This window comes from Leclercia sp. UBA1284 (genome assembly GCF_002308415.1).
Taxonomy (GTDB): domain Bacteria; phylum Pseudomonadota; class Gammaproteobacteria; order Enterobacterales; family Enterobacteriaceae; genus Enterobacter; species Enterobacter pneumoniae.
Genome location: NZ_DBUS01000006.1, coordinates 1,567,365 through 1,585,411 on the forward strand (window position 1 = coordinate 1,567,365; position 18,047 = coordinate 1,585,411).

General features: G+C 55.7%; 17 protein-coding genes. 10 read left to right on the forward strand and 7 right to left on the reverse strand.

Features of this window, described 5'->3' with window-relative positions; translation table 11 throughout:
- Window positions 1–95: 95 nt before the first annotated feature.
- From B3511_RS10770 to pspA, 6 genes are all read right to left on the reverse strand, one after another.
- Window positions 96–1,151, reverse strand: a complete 1,056-nt coding sequence (locus B3511_RS10770; RefSeq protein ID WP_286782305.1) for a YcjF family protein — start codon at window positions 1,149–1,151, stop codon at window positions 96–98.
- Entirely contained in the window at window positions 1,148–2,545 is a 1,398-nt protein-coding gene (locus B3511_RS10775; protein WP_212475769.1) for a YcjX family protein, read from the reverse strand. The genes B3511_RS10770 and B3511_RS10775 overlap by 4 nt, the downstream gene beginning before the upstream one ends.
- A gap of 108 nt (window positions 2,546–2,653) precedes the next feature.
- Window positions 2,654–2,872, reverse strand: a complete 219-nt coding sequence (gene pspD, locus B3511_RS10780) for a phage shock protein PspD (protein WP_040075390.1) — start codon at window positions 2,870–2,872, stop codon at window positions 2,654–2,656.
- Window positions 2,873–2,886: 14 nt separating this feature from the next.
- On the reverse strand, window positions 2,887–3,246 hold the full coding sequence (gene pspC, locus B3511_RS10785; RefSeq protein WP_040075388.1) for an envelope stress response membrane protein PspC: 360 nt from the start codon (window positions 3,244–3,246) through the stop codon (window positions 2,887–2,889).
- Entirely contained in the window at window positions 3,246–3,470 is a 225-nt protein-coding gene (gene pspB, locus B3511_RS10790; protein ID WP_040075387.1) for an envelope stress response membrane protein PspB, read from the reverse strand. Before pspB ends, pspC begins: the two co-directional genes overlap by 1 nt.
- A gap of 57 nt (window positions 3,471–3,527) precedes the next feature.
- Window positions 3,528–4,196, reverse strand: coding sequence for a phage shock protein PspA (gene pspA / locus B3511_RS10795; protein ID WP_040075386.1), 669 nt, complete (start codon window positions 4,194–4,196; stop codon window positions 3,528–3,530).
- A gap of 151 nt (window positions 4,197–4,347) precedes the next feature.
- Between pspA and pspF the strand changes: the two genes are divergently transcribed.
- The 10 genes from pspF (at window position 4,348) to pdeR (ending at window position 17,116) form a co-directional block, all read left to right on the forward strand.
- A complete protein-coding gene (gene pspF, locus B3511_RS10800) occupies window positions 4,348–5,337 on the forward strand; it encodes a phage shock protein operon transcriptional activator (protein ID WP_286782309.1) in 990 nt (329 codons plus the stop codon).
- 88 nt (window positions 5,338–5,425) lie between these two features.
- Window positions 5,426–7,066 carry an ABC transporter substrate-binding protein SapA gene (gene sapA, locus B3511_RS10805; protein ID WP_286782311.1) on the forward strand — a complete coding sequence of 547 codons (1,641 nt, stop codon included), beginning with the start codon at window positions 5,426–5,428 and terminating at the stop codon, window positions 7,064–7,066.
- On the forward strand, window positions 7,063–8,028 hold the full coding sequence (sapB, locus tag B3511_RS10810; RefSeq protein WP_286782312.1) for a putrescine export ABC transporter permease SapB: 966 nt from the start codon (window positions 7,063–7,065) through the stop codon (window positions 8,026–8,028). The genes sapA and sapB overlap by 4 nt, the downstream gene beginning before the upstream one ends.
- The gene (gene sapC / locus B3511_RS10815; RefSeq protein ID WP_046885227.1) at window positions 8,015–8,905 is read left to right on the forward strand and encodes a putrescine export ABC transporter permease SapC; all 891 of its coding nucleotides are present in this window, start codon (window positions 8,015–8,017) and stop codon (window positions 8,903–8,905) included. Before sapB ends, sapC begins: the two co-directional genes overlap by 14 nt.
- On the forward strand, window positions 8,905–9,897 hold the full coding sequence (gene sapD / locus B3511_RS10820) for a putrescine export ABC transporter ATP-binding protein SapD (RefSeq protein WP_286782313.1): 993 nt from the start codon (window positions 8,905–8,907) through the stop codon (window positions 9,895–9,897). Before sapC ends, sapD begins: the two co-directional genes overlap by 1 nt.
- A 1-nt stretch (window position 9,898) precedes the next feature.
- A complete protein-coding gene (gene sapF, locus B3511_RS10825; RefSeq protein ID WP_040075381.1) occupies window positions 9,899–10,705 on the forward strand; it encodes a putrescine export ABC transporter ATP-binding protein SapF in 807 nt (268 codons plus the stop codon).
- 125 nt (window positions 10,706–10,830) lie between these two features.
- Window positions 10,831–11,619 carry an enoyl-ACP reductase FabI gene (gene fabI, locus B3511_RS10830; RefSeq protein WP_040075380.1) on the forward strand — a complete coding sequence of 263 codons (789 nt, stop codon included), beginning with the start codon at window positions 10,831–10,833 and terminating at the stop codon, window positions 11,617–11,619.
- Window positions 11,620–11,789: 170 nt separating this feature from the next.
- Entirely contained in the window at window positions 11,790–12,779 is a 990-nt protein-coding gene (locus B3511_RS10835) for a CMD domain-containing protein (protein ID WP_286782317.1), read from the forward strand.
- Between the two features lie 87 nt (window positions 12,780–12,866).
- On the forward strand, window positions 12,867–14,801 hold the full coding sequence (locus B3511_RS10840) for an exoribonuclease II (RefSeq protein WP_046885224.1): 1,935 nt from the start codon (window positions 12,867–12,869) through the stop codon (window positions 14,799–14,801).
- Between the two features lie 323 nt (window positions 14,802–15,124).
- Window positions 15,125–17,116 carry a cyclic di-GMP phosphodiesterase gene (gene pdeR, locus B3511_RS10845; protein WP_046885223.1) on the forward strand — a complete coding sequence of 664 codons (1,992 nt, stop codon included), beginning with the start codon at window positions 15,125–15,127 and terminating at the stop codon, window positions 17,114–17,116.
- Here pdeR and B3511_RS10850 read toward each other — a convergent pair.
- Window positions 17,113–17,982 (reverse strand): crotonase/enoyl-CoA hydratase family protein, encoded by an 870-nt coding sequence (locus B3511_RS10850; RefSeq protein ID WP_286782318.1) that lies wholly within the window; start codon window positions 17,980–17,982, stop codon window positions 17,113–17,115. The two genes, pdeR and B3511_RS10850, sit on opposite strands and share 4 nt — an antisense overlap.
- Window positions 17,983–18,047 lie beyond the last annotated feature (65 nt).

An 18,047-nucleotide genomic window follows, 5' to 3' on the forward strand; every position in this document is an offset into this window, starting at 1 on the left:
AGCCAGTAACCTACAAATGATAAGCCAGATATCGCTATTCAGGAAGATGGCTGTCAACAAATATTGACAGCCTGCGGAAATAACACGCAGTCCGACTATGACTGCGGCTTTTTATTCAACGTCTCTTTCAACTGGCCGATCAATTCGCGGCGGAAATCACCGAGCCGCGGTTTATCCCCCTCGATCCACGGCAGCGGACGGCAGAGTTCCATGGCTTTGATCCCCAAACGTGCAGTCAGTAAACCAGCGCCGATACCCTGGGCGGCGCGGGTCGAGAGACGCGCGGCCAGATCCTGAGACATCCAGTCCATACCCACCTCACGTACCAGTTCAGTGGCGCCGGCAAACGCGATGTTGAGCAGTACCAGGCGAAACAGTCGCAGCCGACTGTAGTACCCTAGCTCAATGCCGTAGAGGGTGGCGATGCGGTTGATCAGCCGTAAATTACGCCAGGCAATAAAGGCCATATCCACCAGCGCCAGCGGACTGACGGCAATCATCAGCGTGGACTCAGCGGCCGAGCGGCTGATTTCACGTCGCGCCTGCGAGTCGAGTACCGGCTGTACCAGGTGTGCGTACAGTGAAACCACTTCCCGGTCATTCTGCGTTTCGTGAATCGCGGCATACCAGCGCTGCAACGCCGGATGAGAGTGATCCAGCCCCGCCTGTTGCGCTAATTTTTCACAGAATGCACGCCCTTTGCCCGTGGCATGGCTGTGTAGCAAATCGCGGGCTTCGTCGCGCTCGTGCGCACGCTGACGCAGGCGCCAGAGTCGACGCCATTCGGTGGCCAGCGATCCGACCCCTGCGCCAATAATCAGGGCGCCCGCCGCGCAACCTCCCAGTGCCACCCAGTCTTGCGTCTGCCAGGCGTGCATCGTCCACTGAACGCCCTGGCCCACCACGCTTATACCAAAGAGCGCCAGCCCGGCGGTGACCATTTTGCGCCACAGGCTGCGTTTAGGCCGCAGGGCCTGCTCCACAACCGCTTCCGCCTGGCCCTCTTCTTCAGCGAGCAGCGTTTCTGTTAACGCCGGTGCGAAGTTGTCCGCCTGGGGGCCGTTAAAGGTCTGCGCAGAGCGAAACGCTTCGGTGCGGTCCGGCTCCAGCGGTCCGGAGAAATCAATACGGGGTTTGAGCGGTTCCGTCATCGCAATTTATCTCCAATTAAAAACTCCAGTGCAGCATCCAGGCGTATATGCGGTAGCGGTTGATCGACATTCATCGTCTGAGGACGGAATGCTTCAAACTGAAAACCCTGATTTTGCCAGAACGCCTGGCCTGGCAAGCGAGCGGGCACCTCTCCGGGATAGACCGTTAGCGGTTCGCCATCGCTCAGACGATGCCCGCGCAGCGCCGGGATTTTCTCACCGTTTACGTCAATCAGCCCACTCTGCGTAGCCTGAACCGACGCCAGCCCCAGACAATCCATGCTGATCCCCTCGAAGGCGGCGTTCTGCCAGGCATCCTGCACCAGCTGTTGCAGGAGTGAGACCATATTGGCGTGCTGATCTACCGTCACGTGATCGGCTTTGGTAGCGGCAAACAGCAGCTTATCAATGACCGGGGAGAACAAGCGCCGAAACAGCGTTCGCTGGCCGTAGTGGAAACTTTGCATGAGCTGGGTGAGCGCCAGGCGCATATCGTTGAAAGCTTGCGGGCCGCTGTTGAGGGGTTGCAGACAATCAACCAACACGATCTGGCGGTCGAAGCGCAAAAAGTGGTTGGTGTAAAAGCCCTTGACCACTTTGTCACAATAATAGTTAAACCGCTCGCGCAGCATGCCGGCGTTGGTCTGTTTATCGGCCTGCGCCAGCTTAGATTCGCCGTAGGTCTCCACATCCGGCCAGGGGAAGAACTGCAGCGCGGGTGCACCCGCCATATCCCCGGGCAGCACGAAGCGGCCCGGCTGGATAAAGTGCAGCCCCTCTTTTTTGCACTGATGCAGATAGTCGGTCCAGGCTTCGGCGATGGCGGCCAGGCGGTTTTCATCAGCCGGTGCCAGCGGATCCAGCCCTTCACAAAGGCTGCGCCATTTGGCTGACCACTCGGCCCTGTGACCCTGTAACAAACCGGTCATCTGCCGGGACCAGCTCAGGTAATCCTGGGTCAACATGGGCAGGTCCAGCAGCCATTCGCCGGGGTAATCCACGATTTCCAGATAGAGGGTAGACGTCTCTTTGAAGTGGCGCAGTAGTGAGTCATTGGAGCGAAAACGAAGCGCCAGGCGGATTTCGCTAACCCCACGGGTCGGCGTCGGCCAGGTGGGAGGCGTACCGTACAGCTGCGCCAGCCCTTCATCATAGGTAAAACGGGGGATACCGAAATCGCGTTGGGGCACGCGTTTTACGCCTAACAGACGCTCTTCGCGCACGGCGCTCAGAAGCGGCAGACGCGCCCCCGCATGAAGATTGAGCAGTTGGTTGACCATCGCCGTGATAAAGGCGGTTTTGCCGCTGCGGCTCAGTCCAGTGACCGCCAGGCGCAAATGCCGGTCAACCCCGCGGTTGACCAAAGCGTTGAGTTCATTTTTAAATCGCTTCATCGCCATCCTGTATCGTCTGAAGGAATTATTGTTCTTAAATATATGACATGGGGTTAACAAGAAGGGAATAAAAGCCCCGAAGGGCAACGGCACATCATTGATGTGCCGTTATTTTAGTTTGCCGGAAAGGCGAGTCGCCAGTTTTTTCAGTAAGGGTTCGAGGGCCACCGCCAGCAACAGTCGGACGGGTTTACGTGCGACCGACTTGATCGCCCAGCCCGCAACCCCTGCCGGGCCGTAGCGCAATGCGGTGAGTAGTACCAGCTTCCCTGCGATTTTGAGGCCTGGTTTAACACTCTGCCCGGCCTTGTGCCAGCGTTGATTCATCTCTGTTCTCTCAGTTAAAGCTGACGAAAACGGCTTCGCAGCGTAAAGGTATCGGAGGTGACATACCGTTCCATTTCGCGCAGGCGCTGTTCGCCTGACGCCAGTTCGGCATCCACCGCATCCAGTAATTCAGAACTGGTGGGGACGTTTTCCCCCTCCATCGCTCCCTCCGGCATCGGATCCAGCACGAAGGACAAAATGATATAGGCCACTAACGTAATAAAGGCCAGGCCAAAGAAGATGGAGAGCACAGTCACGACGCGCACCAGCTTAACCGGGACATCAAGGTAATGCGCAAGACCCGCACACACCCCACGAACCATCCCCTGTTGAGGAATACGCCACAACTTTTTATTCAGATTCAATCCGGCCATTAACGATCCCTCCACTGTGGATGTTCCGCATCCAGGATGGCTTCCAGCGCCTGAATACGCTCACGCATTTTTTTCGCATCGAGGGTTAGCTGACTCAGTCGCTGCTGCTCGCTTTGGGATAATTCGCTACGTGAAGAGCGGTTGCTGTAGTGAAGCCACAGCCAAATCGGCAAAACAAACAGCACGAAAATGGTCAGTGGAATGGCAAGAAAAAGCGCGCTCATGTCTACTCCTTGTCTTACGATGAGTGGCGGTGCCGCCTGTGGGCACCGCTAACGTTATTATTGATTATCGACTTTCATTTTGGCTTTCAGCGCAGCCAGCTGCTCACTGATTTCATCATCCGCTTTCAGTTCTGCAAACTCTTGATCCAGGGACTTCTGTTTGCCAAAGCTGTGGCTTTCGGCCTCGGCTTCCATTTGGTCAATGCGACGTTCGAATGATTCAAAGCGCGCCATCGCTTCATCCAGTTTTCCGCTGTCGAGTTGACGACGCACATCGCGGGAAGAGTTGGCCGCCTGATGACGCAGCGCCAGCGCCTGTTGACGGGCACGGGTTTCGCTCAGTTTGTTCTCCAGCTCAGCGATCTCTTTTTTCATGCGCACCAGGGTTTCATCAACCAGGGTCACTTCATGTTCAAGCGTCGCGACGATATCGGTCAGCTTCTGTTTTTCGATCAGTGCGGAGCGGGCCAGATCGTCTTTCTCTTTACGTAACGCCAGCTCGGCCTTCTCTTGCCACTCGCTCTGCTGTGCGGTCGCTTGCTCAATGCGGCGAGTTAACTGTTTCTTTTCTGCCAGCGCACGAGCAGAGGTGGAGCGCACTTCTACCAGCGTGTCTTCCATCTCCTGAATCATCAGACGCACCAGCTTTTGCGGATCTTCCGCTTTTTCGAGCAGTGAGTTGATGTTGGCGTTCACGATGTCGGCAAAACGAGAAAAAATACCCATAATTCAATCCTCACAATGTAGTTATCGGGCGATGCCCTGCTGAATGACTAATACAAATAGCGTGCCAGTTTTATATCTTATTGATTTTCAACATTGTGATTGCTTTTTGGTCAGTTACATCCTACTCTCGCTTAGTGAATCACACCACTAAATGGTTAATTTCATCATGGCTGAATTTAAAGACACGCTGTTGGGCGAAGCCAACAGTTTTCTCGAGGTACTTGAGCAGGTCTCGCGGCTGGCCCCTCTCAATAAACCGGTACTGATTATTGGCGAACGCGGGACCGGTAAAGAGCTGATTGCCAACCGCCTGCACTACCTTTCCGGGCGCTGGGATGGCCCCTTTATCTCGCTAAACTGCGCCGCGTTGAATGAGAACTTACTTGATACAGAACTGTTTGGGCATGAGGCTGGCGCCTTTACCGGCGCGCAAAAACGTCACCCCGGCCGCTTTGAACGTGCCGATGGTGGCACCCTGTTTCTTGACGAGCTGGCCACTGCGCCGATGCTGGTGCAGGAGAAACTGTTGCGCGTGATTGAATATGGCGAGCTGGAGCGTGTGGGTGGCAGCCAGCCCTTGCAGGTAAACGTGCGACTGGTTTGCGCCACAAACGCCGATTTGCCGGAGATGGTGGCACAAGAGAAATTCCGCGCCGACCTGCTGGACAGGCTGGCGTTTGATGTAGTGTTACTTCCGCCGCTGCGCGAACGACGCAGCGATATCATGCTGATGGCCGATCAATTTGCCATCCAGATGTGTCGCGAGCTTGGCCTGCCCCTCTTTCCCGGCTTCAGCGAGCGCGCCCGCGAAACCCTGATGGGATACCGCTGGCCAGGCAACATTCGTGAGCTGAAAAACGTGGTGGAACGTTCGGTTTATCGCCATGGCACCAGCGAGACCGAACTGGACGATATCATTCTCGATCCGTTCTTACGTACGCAGCGGTACGAGAAGGAGCCCGTTCAGCCCAGCGATCACGCTCTGCCGCTTGATTTACGCCAGTTTCAGCTTGATCAGGAAAAGCAACTGCTTGAGCAGAGCCTGAACGAGGCAAAATATAACCAGAAACGCGCCGCTGAACTGCTGGGCCTGACCTACCATCAATTAAGGGCATTGCTCAAAAAGCATCAAATGCGCTGACATTATCAGCACTTACCCGCAGACATTTTTACCTGGCAGGCGTAAGTGCGATACACTTTGCAGATTGAATCTAAAAACCCTAAAAATTATGCGTCTGGTTTTCTCGTCCCTGATTGCACTCGGCCTGTTCAGCAGCCAGGCATTCGCCGTCCCCTCCCCTGCGGATCGCACTGATATTCGCGAAAGCGGCTTTGTCTACTGCGTAAGTGGCCAGGTCAATACCTTCAATCCGCAGAAAGCGAGTAGCGGGCTGATCGTTGATACGCTCGCCGCTCAGCTCTACGATCGCCTGCTGGACGTCGATCCCTATACCTACCGGTTAGTGCCTGAACTGGCTGAAAGCTGGCAGGTGCTGGATAACGGCGCGACTTACCGTTTCCGTCTGCGCGACGACGTTGATTTCCAGACTACGCCGTGGTTTAAACCGACCCGCAAACTCAACGCGGACGACGTGGTCTTTACATTCCAGCGGATCTTTAATCGCCAGCATCCCTGGCACTATATTAACGGTGAGGCTTTCCCGTACTTCGACAGCCTGCAGTTCGCTGACACCGTTAAGGATGTGCGAAAAATCGATGCCCATACGATTGAATTTTCACTCTCCCGACCGGATGCCTCTTTCCTCTGGCATCTGGCGACGCACTACGCCTCGGTGATGTCTGCTGAATATGCCACCGTTCTGGCACAGCGCGATCAACAAGAGTTGCTGGACCGCCAGCCCGTGGGAACCGGCCCCTTCCAGTTGGAGGAGTATCGCGCTGGCCAGTATATCCGCCTGCAGCGACATGCTCACTTCTGGCGTGGGACACCACTGATGCCTCAGGTGGTGGTCGATTTGGGTTCCGGCGGTACGGGCCGACTTTCAAAATTGCTGACCGGTGAGTGTGATGTTCTGGCCTGGCCGGCCGCCAGCCAGTTAACGATTCTGCGTGATGATCCGCGCCTGCGCCTGACTCTGCGCCCCGGCATGAACATTGCCTACCTGGCCTTCAATACCAACAAACCGCCGTTGAATAACCCGGCGGTGCGTCATGCCCTGGCGCTGGCTATCAATAATCAGCGTTTAATGCAGTCTATCTATTATGGTACCGCTGAAACGGCAGCATCGATCTTACCGCGCGCCTCGTGGGCTTATGATAATGAGGCTAAAATTACGGAGTACAATCCGGCTAAATCGCGCGAGCAGTTAAAAGCGCTGGGTGCCGAGAATCTCACCCTGCAGCTGTGGGTCCCCACCAGCTCGCAGGCCTGGAACCCCAGCCCGCTGAAAACCGCCGAATTGTTGCAGGCGGATCTGGCGCAGGTGGGGGTGAAAGTGGTGATTGTGCCGGTCGAAGGGCGTTTCCAGGAGGCGCGCCTGATGGATATGAATCATGACCTCACGCTCACGGGCTGGGCGACGGACAGTAATGATCCGGACAGCTTTTTCCGCCCGCTCATGAGCTGCGCAGCGATCGATTCGCAAACCAACTACGCGCACTGGTGTAATCGGGAATTCGACGCTGTGCTGCAGAAAGCGTTAGCCACCCAGCAACTTGCGGCGCGCATTGATGCCTACGACGAAGCCCAGAGTATTCTGGCGAAAGAACTGCCGGTGTTACCGCTGGCTTCTTCCCTGCGTCTGCAGGCTTACCGCTACGATATGAAAGGTCTGGTACTCAGCCCGTTTGGCAATGCGTCCTTTGCGGGCGTCTCTCGTGAGAAACCGGAAGAGGTGAAAAAACCGTGATTATTTTTACCTTACGCCGGCTGGTATTGCTGCTTATTACCCTCTTCTTCCTGACCTTTATTGGCTTCAGCCTGAGCTATTTCACCCCTCATGCGCCGCTGCAGGGGGCATCGTTATGGAATGCCTGGCTATTCTGGTTTGACGGCTTATTGCACTGGGACTTTGGTGTCTCCAGCATTAATGGTCAGCCCATTTCCGAGCAGTTAAAAGAGGTCTTCCCGGCGACCATGGAGCTCTGTATCCTCGCTTTCGGTTTTGCGCTGATGGTTGGTATTCCCGTGGGGATGCTGGCCGGGATCACCCGCAATAAGTGGCAGGATAAGCTGATAAGCGCTTTCGCACTGCTGGGCTTTTCGGTGCCGGTCTTCTGGCTGGCTCTGTTGCTGACGCTGTTCTTCTCGCTGACCCTCGGCTGGCTGCCGGTATCAGGGCGCTTCGACCTGCTCTATAACGTGAAAACCGTCACCGGTTTTGCCATCATCGACGCCTGGTTATCTGACTCCCCGTGGCGCCACGAGATGATCGTCAGCGCCGTGAGTCATATGGTTTTACCAGTGCTGACCCTTGCCGTGGCCCCCACCACGGAGGTGATTCGCCTGATGCGTATCAGTACCATTGATGTGTTTGATCAGAACTACGTCAAAGCCGCGGCGACGCGCGGACTATCGCGCCTGACGATTCTGCGCCGCCATGTGCTGCATAATGCGCTGCCGCCGGTAATACCGCGTCTGGGCTTACAGTTTTCGACCATGTTAACGCTGGCGATGATCACCGAGATGGTCTTTAGCTGGCCGGGTCTGGGTCGCTGGCTGATTAACGCTATTCGCCAGCAAGATTACGCCGCCATTTCTGCGGGCGTGATGGTAATAGGTGCACTGGTAATTATTGTGAACGTGATCTCCGATATCCTGGGCGCTATGGCTAACCCACTGAAACATAAGGAATGGTATGCCTTACGATAGCGTTTACAGCGAAAAACGCACCCCCGGTGCGCTACGCACCGCGTGGCGTAAATTCTACGGAGACACGCCGGCAATGGTCGGCCTTTACGGCTGTGGTGGCCTGCTGCTGCTCTGTCTGTTAGGCGGCTGGTTTGCACCTTATGGTATTGATCAGCAGTTCCTCGGTTATCAGTTGTTGCCGCCGTCCTGGTCGCGCTATGGCGAGGTCTCGTTCTTCCTGGGGACCGACGATCTGGGGCGCGATCTCCTGAGCCGTTTATTAAGCGGCGCGGCCCCTACAGTGGGTGGTGCGCTTATTGTCACGCTTGCCGCCACCCTGTGCGGTCTGGCGCTGGGCATTCTGGCCGGGGCGACGCATGGCCTGCGCTCGGCGGTGATGAACCATATTCTCGACACCCTGCTGTCGATTCCGTCTCTGCTGCTGGCCATTATCGTGGTGGCCTTTTTCGGGCCTCATTTGAGCCACGCCATGTTTGCCGTCTGGCTGGCGCTGCTGCCGCGCATGGTGCGCTCGGTCTACAGCCTGGTACATGACGAACTGGAGAAAGAGTATGTTGTGGCGGCGCGTCTTGATGGCGCCACCACCCTGAACATTTTATGGTTCGCCGTGCTGCCCAACATCGCCTCGGGGATGGTGACAGAGATCACCCGCGCCCTGTCGATGGCGATTCTGGATATCGCGGCCCTCGGCTTTCTTGATCTTGGCGCGCAGCTCCCTTCACCTGAATGGGGCGCGATGCTCGGCGACGCGCTGGAGCTTATTTACGTGGCGCCCTGGACGGTGATGCTGCCCGGCGCGGCGATTATGGTTAGCGTACTGCTGGTCAACCTGCTGGGTGACGGCATTCGCCGTGCGATTGATGCGGGGGTGGAATAATGCCATTACTGGATATTCGCAATTTAACGATCGAATTCAAGACCAGCGAAGGTTGGGTCAAAGCCGTCGATCGGGTCAGCATTACCCTGAGCGAAGGCGAGATTCGCGGACTGGTAGGAGAATCCGGTTCTGGTAAAAGCCTTATTGCCAAAGCCATCTGCGGCGTGGCAAAAGACAACTGGCGGGTCACGGCCGACCGTATGCGCTTCGATGATATAGACCTGCTGCGCCTTTCCGCACGCGAGCGGCGTAAGCTGGTGGGCCATAACGTATCGATGATCTTCCAGGAGCCGCAATCCTGTCTCGATCCGTCTGAACGAGTGGGTAAACAGCTGATGCAGAACATCCCCGGCTGGACCTATAAAGGTCGCTGGTGGCAGCGTTTTGGCTGGCGCAAGCGCCGTGCCATTGAGTTACTGCACCGGGTCGGGATAAAAGATCATAATGATGCCATGCGCAGTTTTCCTTACGAGCTGACTGACGGCGAATGTCAGAAGGTGATGATTGCCATCGCGCTGGCGAACCAGCCACGTCTGGTGATTGCCGATGAACCCACCAACGCGATGGAGCCCACCACGCAGGCGCAGATTTTCCGCCTGCTGTCGCGGCTGAATCAAAATAACAACACCACCATTTTGCTGATCAGCCATGATCTGCAAATGCTGAGTAAATGGGCAGATAAAATTGGCGTGATGTACTGCGGTCAGACAGTAGAAACCGCATTCAGTGAAGATCTGGTGACCACACCGCATCACCCTTATACGCAGGCGCTGATCCGCGCGATTCCCGATTTTGGTAGTGCGATGCCGCATAAAAGCAGGCTTAACACCCTGCCCGGCGCGATTCCTCTGCTGGAGCATTTACCCATTGGCTGTCGCCTTGGGCCGCGCTGCCCCTATGCGCAGCGTAAATGTATTGAGACGCCGCGCCTGACCGGGGCCAAAAACCATCTGTTCGCCTGCCATTTCCCGCTGAACATGGAGAGAGAGTGACATGGTCGATACACTGCTGGAAGTGCGCAATCTCAGTAAAACCTTTCGCTATCGCACCGGTTTATTCCACCGCCAGAACGTTGAGGCAGTCAAGCCGCTGAGTTTCGCGCTGCGTGAAAAGCAGACGCTGGCGATTATTGGGGAGAACGGTTCGGGTAAATCGACGCTGGCAAAAATGTTGGCCGGAATGATTGAACCCACCGACGGTGAGATCCTGATTGACGATCATCTGCTGAAGTTTGGCGACTACTCTTTCCGTAGCCAGCGCATCCGCATGATTTTTCAGGATCCGTCGACCTCGCTCAACCCGCGCCAGCGCATTTCACAAATTCTGGATTTTCCGCTACGTCTGAATACCGATCTCAGTGCCGAAGCGCGGCGCAAGCAAATTATCGACACCCTGCGTATGGTGGGTCTGTTACCGGATCATGTGAGCTATTATCCACACATGCTGGCACCGGGGCAGAAACAGCGTCTGGGCCTCGCCCGCGCCCTGATCCTCCGCCCGAAGGTGATCGTTGCCGATGAAGCATTGGCCTCGCTGGATATGTCGATGCGTTCCCAACTGATTAATCTGATGCTGGAGTTACAGGAGAAACAGGGGATCGCCTATATTTATGTGACCCAACATCTGGGCATGATGAAACATATCAGCGATCAGGTGCTGGTGATGCACGAGGGCACCGTGGTTGAGCGTGGTAGCACGGCGTCGGTGCTCGCTTCTCCGCTGCATGACCTGACGAAACGGTTGATAGCCGGGCATTTTGGCGAAGCATTAACCGCCGATGCGTGGCGAAAAGACAGGTGATTCCTCCCTGTTTGAGTGGTCGGATTAACTAACTTCGCGACACATGCTATTATCGCCGCGTTTTAACGACGGTCGTCCACAAATGATGACGATCGCCACAACAATGAATATAAGGATTAAGAGCTATGGGTTTTCTTTCCGGTAAGCGCATTCTGGTCACTGGCGTTGCCAGCAAACTGTCCATCGCATACGGTATCGCACAGGCTATGCACCGTGAAGGCGCTGAGCTGGCGTTCACCTACCAGAACGAGAAGCTGAAAGGCCGTGTGGAAGAGTTTGCCGCGCAGCTGGGGTCAAGCATCGTTCTGGAATGTGACGTTGCTCAAGATGAAAGCATCGATGGCATGTTCGCTGAGCTGGCAAAAGCATGGCCGAAATTTGACGGCTTCGTGCACTCTATCGGTTTCGCACCGGGCGATCAGCTGGACGGCGACTACGTCAATGCCGTAACCCGTGAAGGCTTTAAAATCGCGCACGACATCAGCTCCTACAGCTTCGTGGCGATGGCGAAATCCTGCCGCACTATGCTGAATCCAGGCGCTGCCCTGCTGACCCTCTCTTATCTGGGCGCAGAGCGTGCAATCCCTAACTACAACGTTATGGGTCTGGCTAAAGCCTCTCTGGAAGCGAACGTACGCTACATGGCGAACGCAATGGGTCCTGAAGGCGTGCGTGTTAACGGCATCTCTGCGGGTCCAATCCGTACGCTGGCTGCCTCCGGTATCAAAGATTTCCGTAAAATGCTGGCGCACTGCGAAGCGGTTACCCCGATTCGTCGTACCGTTACCATTGAAGACGTGGGTAACTCTGCGGCCTTCCTCTGCTCTGACCTCTCTGCAGGTATCTCCGGCGAAGTGGTTCACGTTGATGGCGGTTTCAACATCGCAGCAATGAACGAGCTGGAAATCAAATAAGCTTGTCCTGTTACCCGGCGGCGCACGCCGCCGGGTGCTTCCTTCCCTTCTCCCTCGCTTCACCCCGACCTTATATACCGTTCTGCTATTTGTTATCACTTAACAATATTTTTCCCTCCGTATGGGTTACGCCAGGATATTGATCGCCATTTTGAGATCAAGGAACGCCCATGGAACAACGCCGTCTTTCTGGTAAAGGCCACTGGTATCACGAAACCCAGTCTAATCACTGTCCGGCTGATGTTCTGCCCCTGGTGCCTGAAGCCGCTTACGTCGACGACCGTTTTTTGCTCGATTTAGCCCTTTCTGAAGAGACCCTGTCCGCGCATGAAGGCTGGCTGGCGCCTGCGCGGGAGCTCTGTAGCTTGCTGTTCCCTCTGCGGGTACCGGTATCGCGATTACGAACCCTGAGCGCATATGACCGCCTGAGCACCGCCCTGACGGTCGCTCAGGTCTGTGGCGTGCAACGTTTATGCAATCACTACGCAGCCCTTCTCGCCCCGCTCCCCGGCCCGGACTCCTCGCGTGAAAGTAACCGCCGCCTTGCCGAGATTACCCAGTACGCCCGCCAGCTTGCCAGCTCGCCCGATGTCATCGACACCAAAGCCCAGCAGCAACTGGATGAAGTGGGTTTAACCACCTATGACGTGATAGTGATTAACCAGATTATCGGCTTTGTCGGCTTCCAGGCGCGCGTCGTCGCTGCGTTTCAGGCAATGCTGGGCCACCCGGTACGCTGGTTGCCAGGCCACCCTGATTCGTCGCAACCGCTGATTGAGGAGACGCAGCTGAGCGACTGGCAGGCGATTCTGCCGGTGGTGGCGCTTCCTGACGCCAGCGCACAACAGCTGGAGTCCCTGGCCCGCTGGCAAAACCAGCCCGCGTTACAACACCTGGCACCGGTGCTATGCCATGAGCCGGCGCTGCTGGAACGCACCGGTCAGATCCTGACAAGCGGAGTAGAGACCGTATCGACCTGCCCCGCCGCAGTCACCGCAGTCGAACTGCTGAGCTGCTCGCCAGACCGCTTTAGCGCTGCGCAATTCGCCCCGCTTATCCGGGAAGACGTTACCGCAACCCGGGCGATCAACCTGCTCGCCTGGAGCGCATTTTGTGGCTGGCTAAACCGCCTGAAGATCGCGCTACGTAAGGTCGAATAACCCTTCTTTTTACCGAAAGAGCGCTTGCTGAAGACCTAAGAATCGCGTAAAACTGTCAGCCGCTCATTGGCTACGAAAATAGACACTATGCTTCAGGACAACCCGCTGCTTGCGCAGCTAAAACAGCAGCTTCATTCTCAGACGCCCCGCACTGAAGGGGTTGTAAAAGCCACGGAAAAAGGCTTTGGCTTCCTCGAAGTCGATGCGCAGAAAAGCTACTTCATCCCGCCTCCGCAGATGAAGAAAGTGATGCACGGCGACCGTATCGTCGCTGTGATTCATACCGAAAAGGAACGCGAATCCGCCGAGCCGGAAGAGTTGATCGAGCCGTTCCTGACCCGTTTCGTTGGTAAGGTTCAGAGAAAAGACGACCGTCTTTCTATTACGCCGGACCATCCCCTGTTAAAAGATGCCATTCAGTGCCGTGCCGCACGGGGCGTTGAACACGATTTCAAAGAAGGCGACTGGGCCGTTGCTGAAATGCGCCGCCATCCGCTGAAAGGCGATCGCTCCTTCTATGCTGAACTGACCCACTTTATCACCTTCGGCGACGACCACTTCGTGCCGTGGTGGGTAACCCTGGCGCGCCATAATCTTGAAAAAGAGGCGCCAAACGGCGTGGCGACGGAGATGCTGGATGAAGGTCTGGAGCGTCAGGATCTGACTGCCCTGAACTTTGTCACCATTGATAGCGCCAGCACCGAAGATATGGACGATGCGCTGTACGTCGAAGAGCGTGCCGATGGCAAACTGGCGCTGACGGTGGCCATCGCCGACCCTACCGCCTGGGTTGCCGAGGGGAGCAAGCTGGATGACGCGGCCAAGATCCGTGCGTTCACCAACTATCTGCCGGGCTTTAATATCCCAATGTTGCCGCGTGAACTCTCTGATGACCTGTGCTCTCTGCGCGCCATGGAAGTTCGCCCGGTGCTGGCCTGCCGTATGACCATCGCGACGGATGGCACCATCGAAGATGACATCACCTTCTTCGCGGCAACCATCGAATCGAAAGCGAAGCTGGTATATGACAACGTCTCAGACTGGCTGGAAAATAGCGGTAGCTGGCAGCCTGAAAACGACGCCATTGCCGACCAGATTCGTCTGCTGCACCGCGTATGCCAACGCCGTAGCGAATGGCGTCAGACCCATGCGCTGGTCTTTAAAGATCGACCAGACTATCGCTTTATTCTGGGCGATAAAGGCGAAGTGCTGGATATCGTGGCAGAACCGCGCCGCATTGCTAACCGTATCGTTGAAGAGTCAATGATTGCGGCCAACATCTGTGCAGCCCGCGTATTGCGCGACAAACTTGGTTTTGGCATCTACAACGTCCATACCGGTTTCGACCCGGCCAACACCGAAGCGCTGGCGGCTCTGCTCAAAACCCACGATGTGCATGTTGATCCGCAAGAGGTGCTAACCCTCGAAGGTTTCTGCAAATTGCGTCGTGAGCTGGATGCCCAGCCGACCGGCTTCCTCGACAGCCGTATTCGTCGCTTCCAGTCATTCGCGGAAATCAGCACCGAGCCCGGTCCCCACTTTGGCCTTGGCCTGGAAGCCTACGCGACCTGGACCTCACCTATTCGTAAGTATGGCGACATGGTGAACCATCGTCTGCTGAAGGCTATCATCAAAGGCGAAACCATTGCCCGTCCCGGCGATGAGACCACCCTGCAGATGGCCGAGCGCCGCCGCCTGAACCGCATGGCCGAGCGCGATGTCGGTGACTGGCTGTATGCCCGCTTCCTCAACGATAAAGCCGGAACGGAGACGCGTTTCCCGGCCGAAATTATCGATGTCAGCCGTGGCGGCATGCGCGTACGTCTGGTGGACAATGGTGCGGTGGCGTTTATCCCTGCACCATTCCTGCACGCCGTTCGCGACGAGTTGGTCTGTAGCCAGGAAAATGGCACAGTGCAGATCAAAGGCGAAACGGTGTATAAGGTCACCGAAGTGATCGATGTCACCATTGCGGAAGTCCGTATGGAAACCCGCAGCATCATCGCCCGTCCTGCGGTCTAATATCCCGCTGAAATGTCGGCTGCACCTCTTTCAGGGCAGCCGACATTTTTTATTCTGCGTTAAACCTCGCATTCATCACTTTTCCTCGCTCTTTTCCCCCACAATCCGCCAAAAGCGATCACAATTATCTATAGCTTCGGTGCGGTAGCTTCACGATATTGTAGAATTTTCATTCACTTTTATCCCTTTTCATTATTCTCGTTCTAATATAAGAAAACAGGGAAAAAACAATAATTTCATCTCGTGAATACCTTTCTGGACTGATGGTGTACGCGAATGAAAATGCGCATTGTGAGCGCTATTAAGCGGGCCCGGGAGAGAACATGATTGACGATCTGGAGCAAAATTTGCTGTTTCGTTATATGGGCACCCTCAGTCCCTGGTGGCGCCTGACAGCCGACAGTAACGCGCTCCACCTTGCTGCCAGCGAGAGTTCCGATACCACGCAGGTGGTCGCCCTGACGGATGAACAGGCCGACAGCATTCGCGAGATGACCGTTATTACCTCCAGCATCACCATGACACTTTCGCTCTATGGCACCGACGTCCCGGTGCATCTGGTTGGCCGTAAAATCAATAAAAAAGAGTGGGCTGGCACCGCCTCTGCCTGGAATGACACCCCTTCCGTTGCGCGGGATCTGGCCCAGGGGCTCTCTTTTGCCGAGCAGGTGGTTTCTGAAGCCAACTCCGTGATTGTCATTCTTGACCGACACGGCAATATTCAGCGTTTCAATCGTCTGAGCGAAGAGTATACCGGCCTGAAAGAGCAGGAAGTCATCGGCCAGAACGTCTTTAAACTCTTTATGAGTCGCAGCGAAGCGGCTGCCTCACGGCGTAATATCAGCGGTTTTTTTCGTAACGGCAGCTCCTATGAGGTGGAACGCTGGATCAAGACCCGCAAAGGTCAGCGCCTGTTTCTTTTTCGTAATAAATTCGTCCATAGCGGTAGCGGAAAAAATGAGATCTTCTTGATCTGCTCAGGTACGGATATTACGGAGGAGCGCCGCGCCCAGGAACGACTGCGCGTGCTGGCGAATACCGATACCATTACGGGCCTGCCTAACCGAAACGCCATCCATGAAATGATCAGCGATGCTATTGCGCAGCGCGGAGAGGGTCAGGTGGGCGTGGTCTATCTCGACCTGGATAATTTCAAAAAGGTGAACGATGCCTACGGGCACATGTTTGGCGATCAGCTCCTACAGGCCGTCGCGCTGGCGATTTTAAGCTGCCTTGAAGAGGGGCAGGTTCTGGCGCGCCTGGGTGGGGATGAGTTTATTGTTCTGGCGACTGACACCTCCCAAAGCTCGCTGGAGGCGATGGCCTCACGCATTTTAACCCGTCTGCGGCAGCCCTTTCGCATCGGTCTTATCGAAGTCTACACGGGTTGCTCACTGGGTATTTCCCTTGCGCCTCAGCACGGCACCGATCGCGAGAGCGTGATCCGTAACGCCGATACAGCGATGTACACCGCCAAAGAGAGTGGCCGTGGTAAATTTACGGTCTTCTCGCCGGAGATGAATCAGCGCGTATTTGAGTACCTGTGGCTGGATACCAACCTGCGCAAAGCGCTCGATAATGACCAGTTAGTGATCCACTACCAGCCCAAGATTACCTGGCGCGGAGAAGTCCGGAGCTTGGAGGCGCTGGTGCGTTGGCAATCGCCCGAACGCGGGCTGATCCCTCCCATGGAGTTTATCTCCTACGCGGAAGAGTCCGGGCTCATTGTGCCTCTCGGGCGCTGGGTGATGCTCGATGTGGTGCGCCAGGTGGCCAAGTGGCGTGATAAGGGAATCAACTTACGGGTGGCGGTTAACGTCTCAGCGCGGCAGCTCGCGGATCAGACCATTTTCAGCGATCTGAAACAGGCCCTGAAAGATTTGAATTTCGAATACTGTCCGATTGATGTAGAACTCACCGAAAGTTGCCTGATTGAGAATGAAGAGCTGGCGTTATCAGTGATCCAACAATTCAGCAAGCTGGGATCGCAAATTCATCTGGATGACTTTGGTACTGGATACTCATCCCTCTCTCAGCTGGCGCGTTTTCCCATTGACGCTATCAAGCTCGACCAGGCCTTTGTGCGGGATATTCATAAACAGTCCGTCTCTCAATCGCTGGTACGTGCCATTGTGGCCGTGGCGCAGGCCCTGAATCTGCAGGTGATCGCTGAAGGGGTGGAGAGTGCGAAAGAAGACGCCTTTCTGACAAAGAATGGCGTCAATGAACGACAGGGATTTCATTTTGCTAAACCTATGCCCGCGACTGCCTTCGAGCGTTGGTTTAAACGCTACCAGTCACGCAATGCCCGCTAGCTCGCTTTACGCAATCCGGAGGCGGTGTGACGATCCTGCAGCTGAACCAGCCGTTCCATATAGGCGATATCTTTCGGTTGCAGGCAGAATGCGGCATCCACCCAGTCCTCGGTGATATCCATCAGTTCGCTACGGGGTAACTGCATCACGCGCTGCCGGGCCCGCAACATCGCCCGAACACCATTCATTTTGGGCTGCAGGGTATCAATAAAGGTCCGTGTCGCCACATAGCCTTGCCCCGGCTCAAAAAGCACGTCCACCAGCCCATGCTGCTGGTACCACTCCGCCGTGTGTGATTCCCCTTTGTAAATCAGCTCTTCGGCCAGTTTCATGCCGGAACGACGCGCAACCAACGAGTAGCCGCCCATCCCCGGAAAGAGGTTGAAGGCGATCTCCGGGAACCCTAAGCGCACATCTCGCTGGGCCATCAGAAAGTGATGGGCCAGCGCCGCCTCAAAGCCGCCACCCAGCGCGCTCCCTTCGACCATCGAGAGGGAAATCGCCCCAGTATCAAAGCCCCTTGAGGCCGCATGGACACAATCAACGCAGGCGCGAGCGTAAGCGCGTAAGGCTTCGCGTCGGCCATGCTGGATACACTCCACGAAGAAACGTAAATCACCTCCTGCATTGTACATATCCGGTACCAGCGAGCCGGTCACCCAAAAGTCGACGATAAAGCCCGATTGCCGCACCAGCCATGACATATTCATGATCTCTTCGATCAGCGCATGATTAAAACAGGGTCGCGGCTGAGCGCGCAGCATCATCCAGACGGTACGTCTCTCCTCCTCGTAATATCCCGCCAACTGCGTGAATCGTTCCGTATCAGTAAAGAGTTTACAGGTCACCTGATTGATAATAGTCATACTCTATTTCCTCTTGGAAAAAAGCGCGTTGCGCGCAGAGTTAGACTAATCCACTGCTAAAGTAC

Excerpts from the sequence above, each read along its gene's own strand:
- B3511_RS10770 (WP_286782305.1), bottom strand. The coding sequence starts at position 1,151 with ATGACGGAACCGCTCAAACCCCGTATTGATTTCTCCGGACCGCTGGAG.
- B3511_RS10775 (WP_212475769.1), bottom strand. The coding sequence starts at position 2,545 with ATGAAGCGATTTAAAAATGAACTCAACGCTTTGGTCAACCGCGGGGTT.
- pspD (WP_040075390.1), bottom strand. The coding sequence starts at position 2,872 with ATGAATCAACGCTGGCACAAGGCCGGGCAGAGTGTTAAACCAGGCCTC.
- pspC (WP_040075388.1), bottom strand. The coding sequence starts at position 3,246 with ATGGCCGGATTGAATCTGAATAAAAAGTTGTGGCGTATTCCTCAACAG.
- pspB (WP_040075387.1), bottom strand. The coding sequence starts at position 3,470 with ATGAGCGCGCTTTTTCTTGCCATTCCACTGACCATTTTCGTGCTGTTT.
- pspA (WP_040075386.1), bottom strand. The coding sequence starts at position 4,196 with ATGGGTATTTTTTCTCGTTTTGCCGACATCGTGAACGCCAACATCAAC.
- pspF (WP_286782309.1), top strand. The coding sequence starts at position 4,348 with ATGGTTAATTTCATCATGGCTGAATTTAAAGACACGCTGTTGGGCGAA.
- sapA (WP_286782311.1), top strand. The coding sequence starts at position 5,426 with ATGCGTCTGGTTTTCTCGTCCCTGATTGCACTCGGCCTGTTCAGCAGC.
- sapC (WP_046885227.1), top strand. The coding sequence starts at position 8,015 with ATGCCTTACGATAGCGTTTACAGCGAAAAACGCACCCCCGGTGCGCTA.
- sapD (WP_286782313.1), top strand. The coding sequence starts at position 8,905 with ATGCCATTACTGGATATTCGCAATTTAACGATCGAATTCAAGACCAGC.
- sapF (WP_040075381.1), top strand. The coding sequence starts at position 9,899 with ATGGTCGATACACTGCTGGAAGTGCGCAATCTCAGTAAAACCTTTCGC.
- fabI (WP_040075380.1), top strand. The coding sequence starts at position 10,831 with ATGGGTTTTCTTTCCGGTAAGCGCATTCTGGTCACTGGCGTTGCCAGC.
- B3511_RS10835 (WP_286782317.1), top strand. The coding sequence starts at position 11,790 with ATGGAACAACGCCGTCTTTCTGGTAAAGGCCACTGGTATCACGAAACC.
- B3511_RS10840 (WP_046885224.1), top strand. The coding sequence starts at position 12,867 with ATGCTTCAGGACAACCCGCTGCTTGCGCAGCTAAAACAGCAGCTTCAT.
- pdeR (WP_046885223.1), top strand. The coding sequence starts at position 15,125 with ATGATTGACGATCTGGAGCAAAATTTGCTGTTTCGTTATATGGGCACC.
- B3511_RS10850 (WP_286782318.1), bottom strand. The coding sequence starts at position 17,982 with ATGACTATTATCAATCAGGTGACCTGTAAACTCTTTACTGATACGGAA.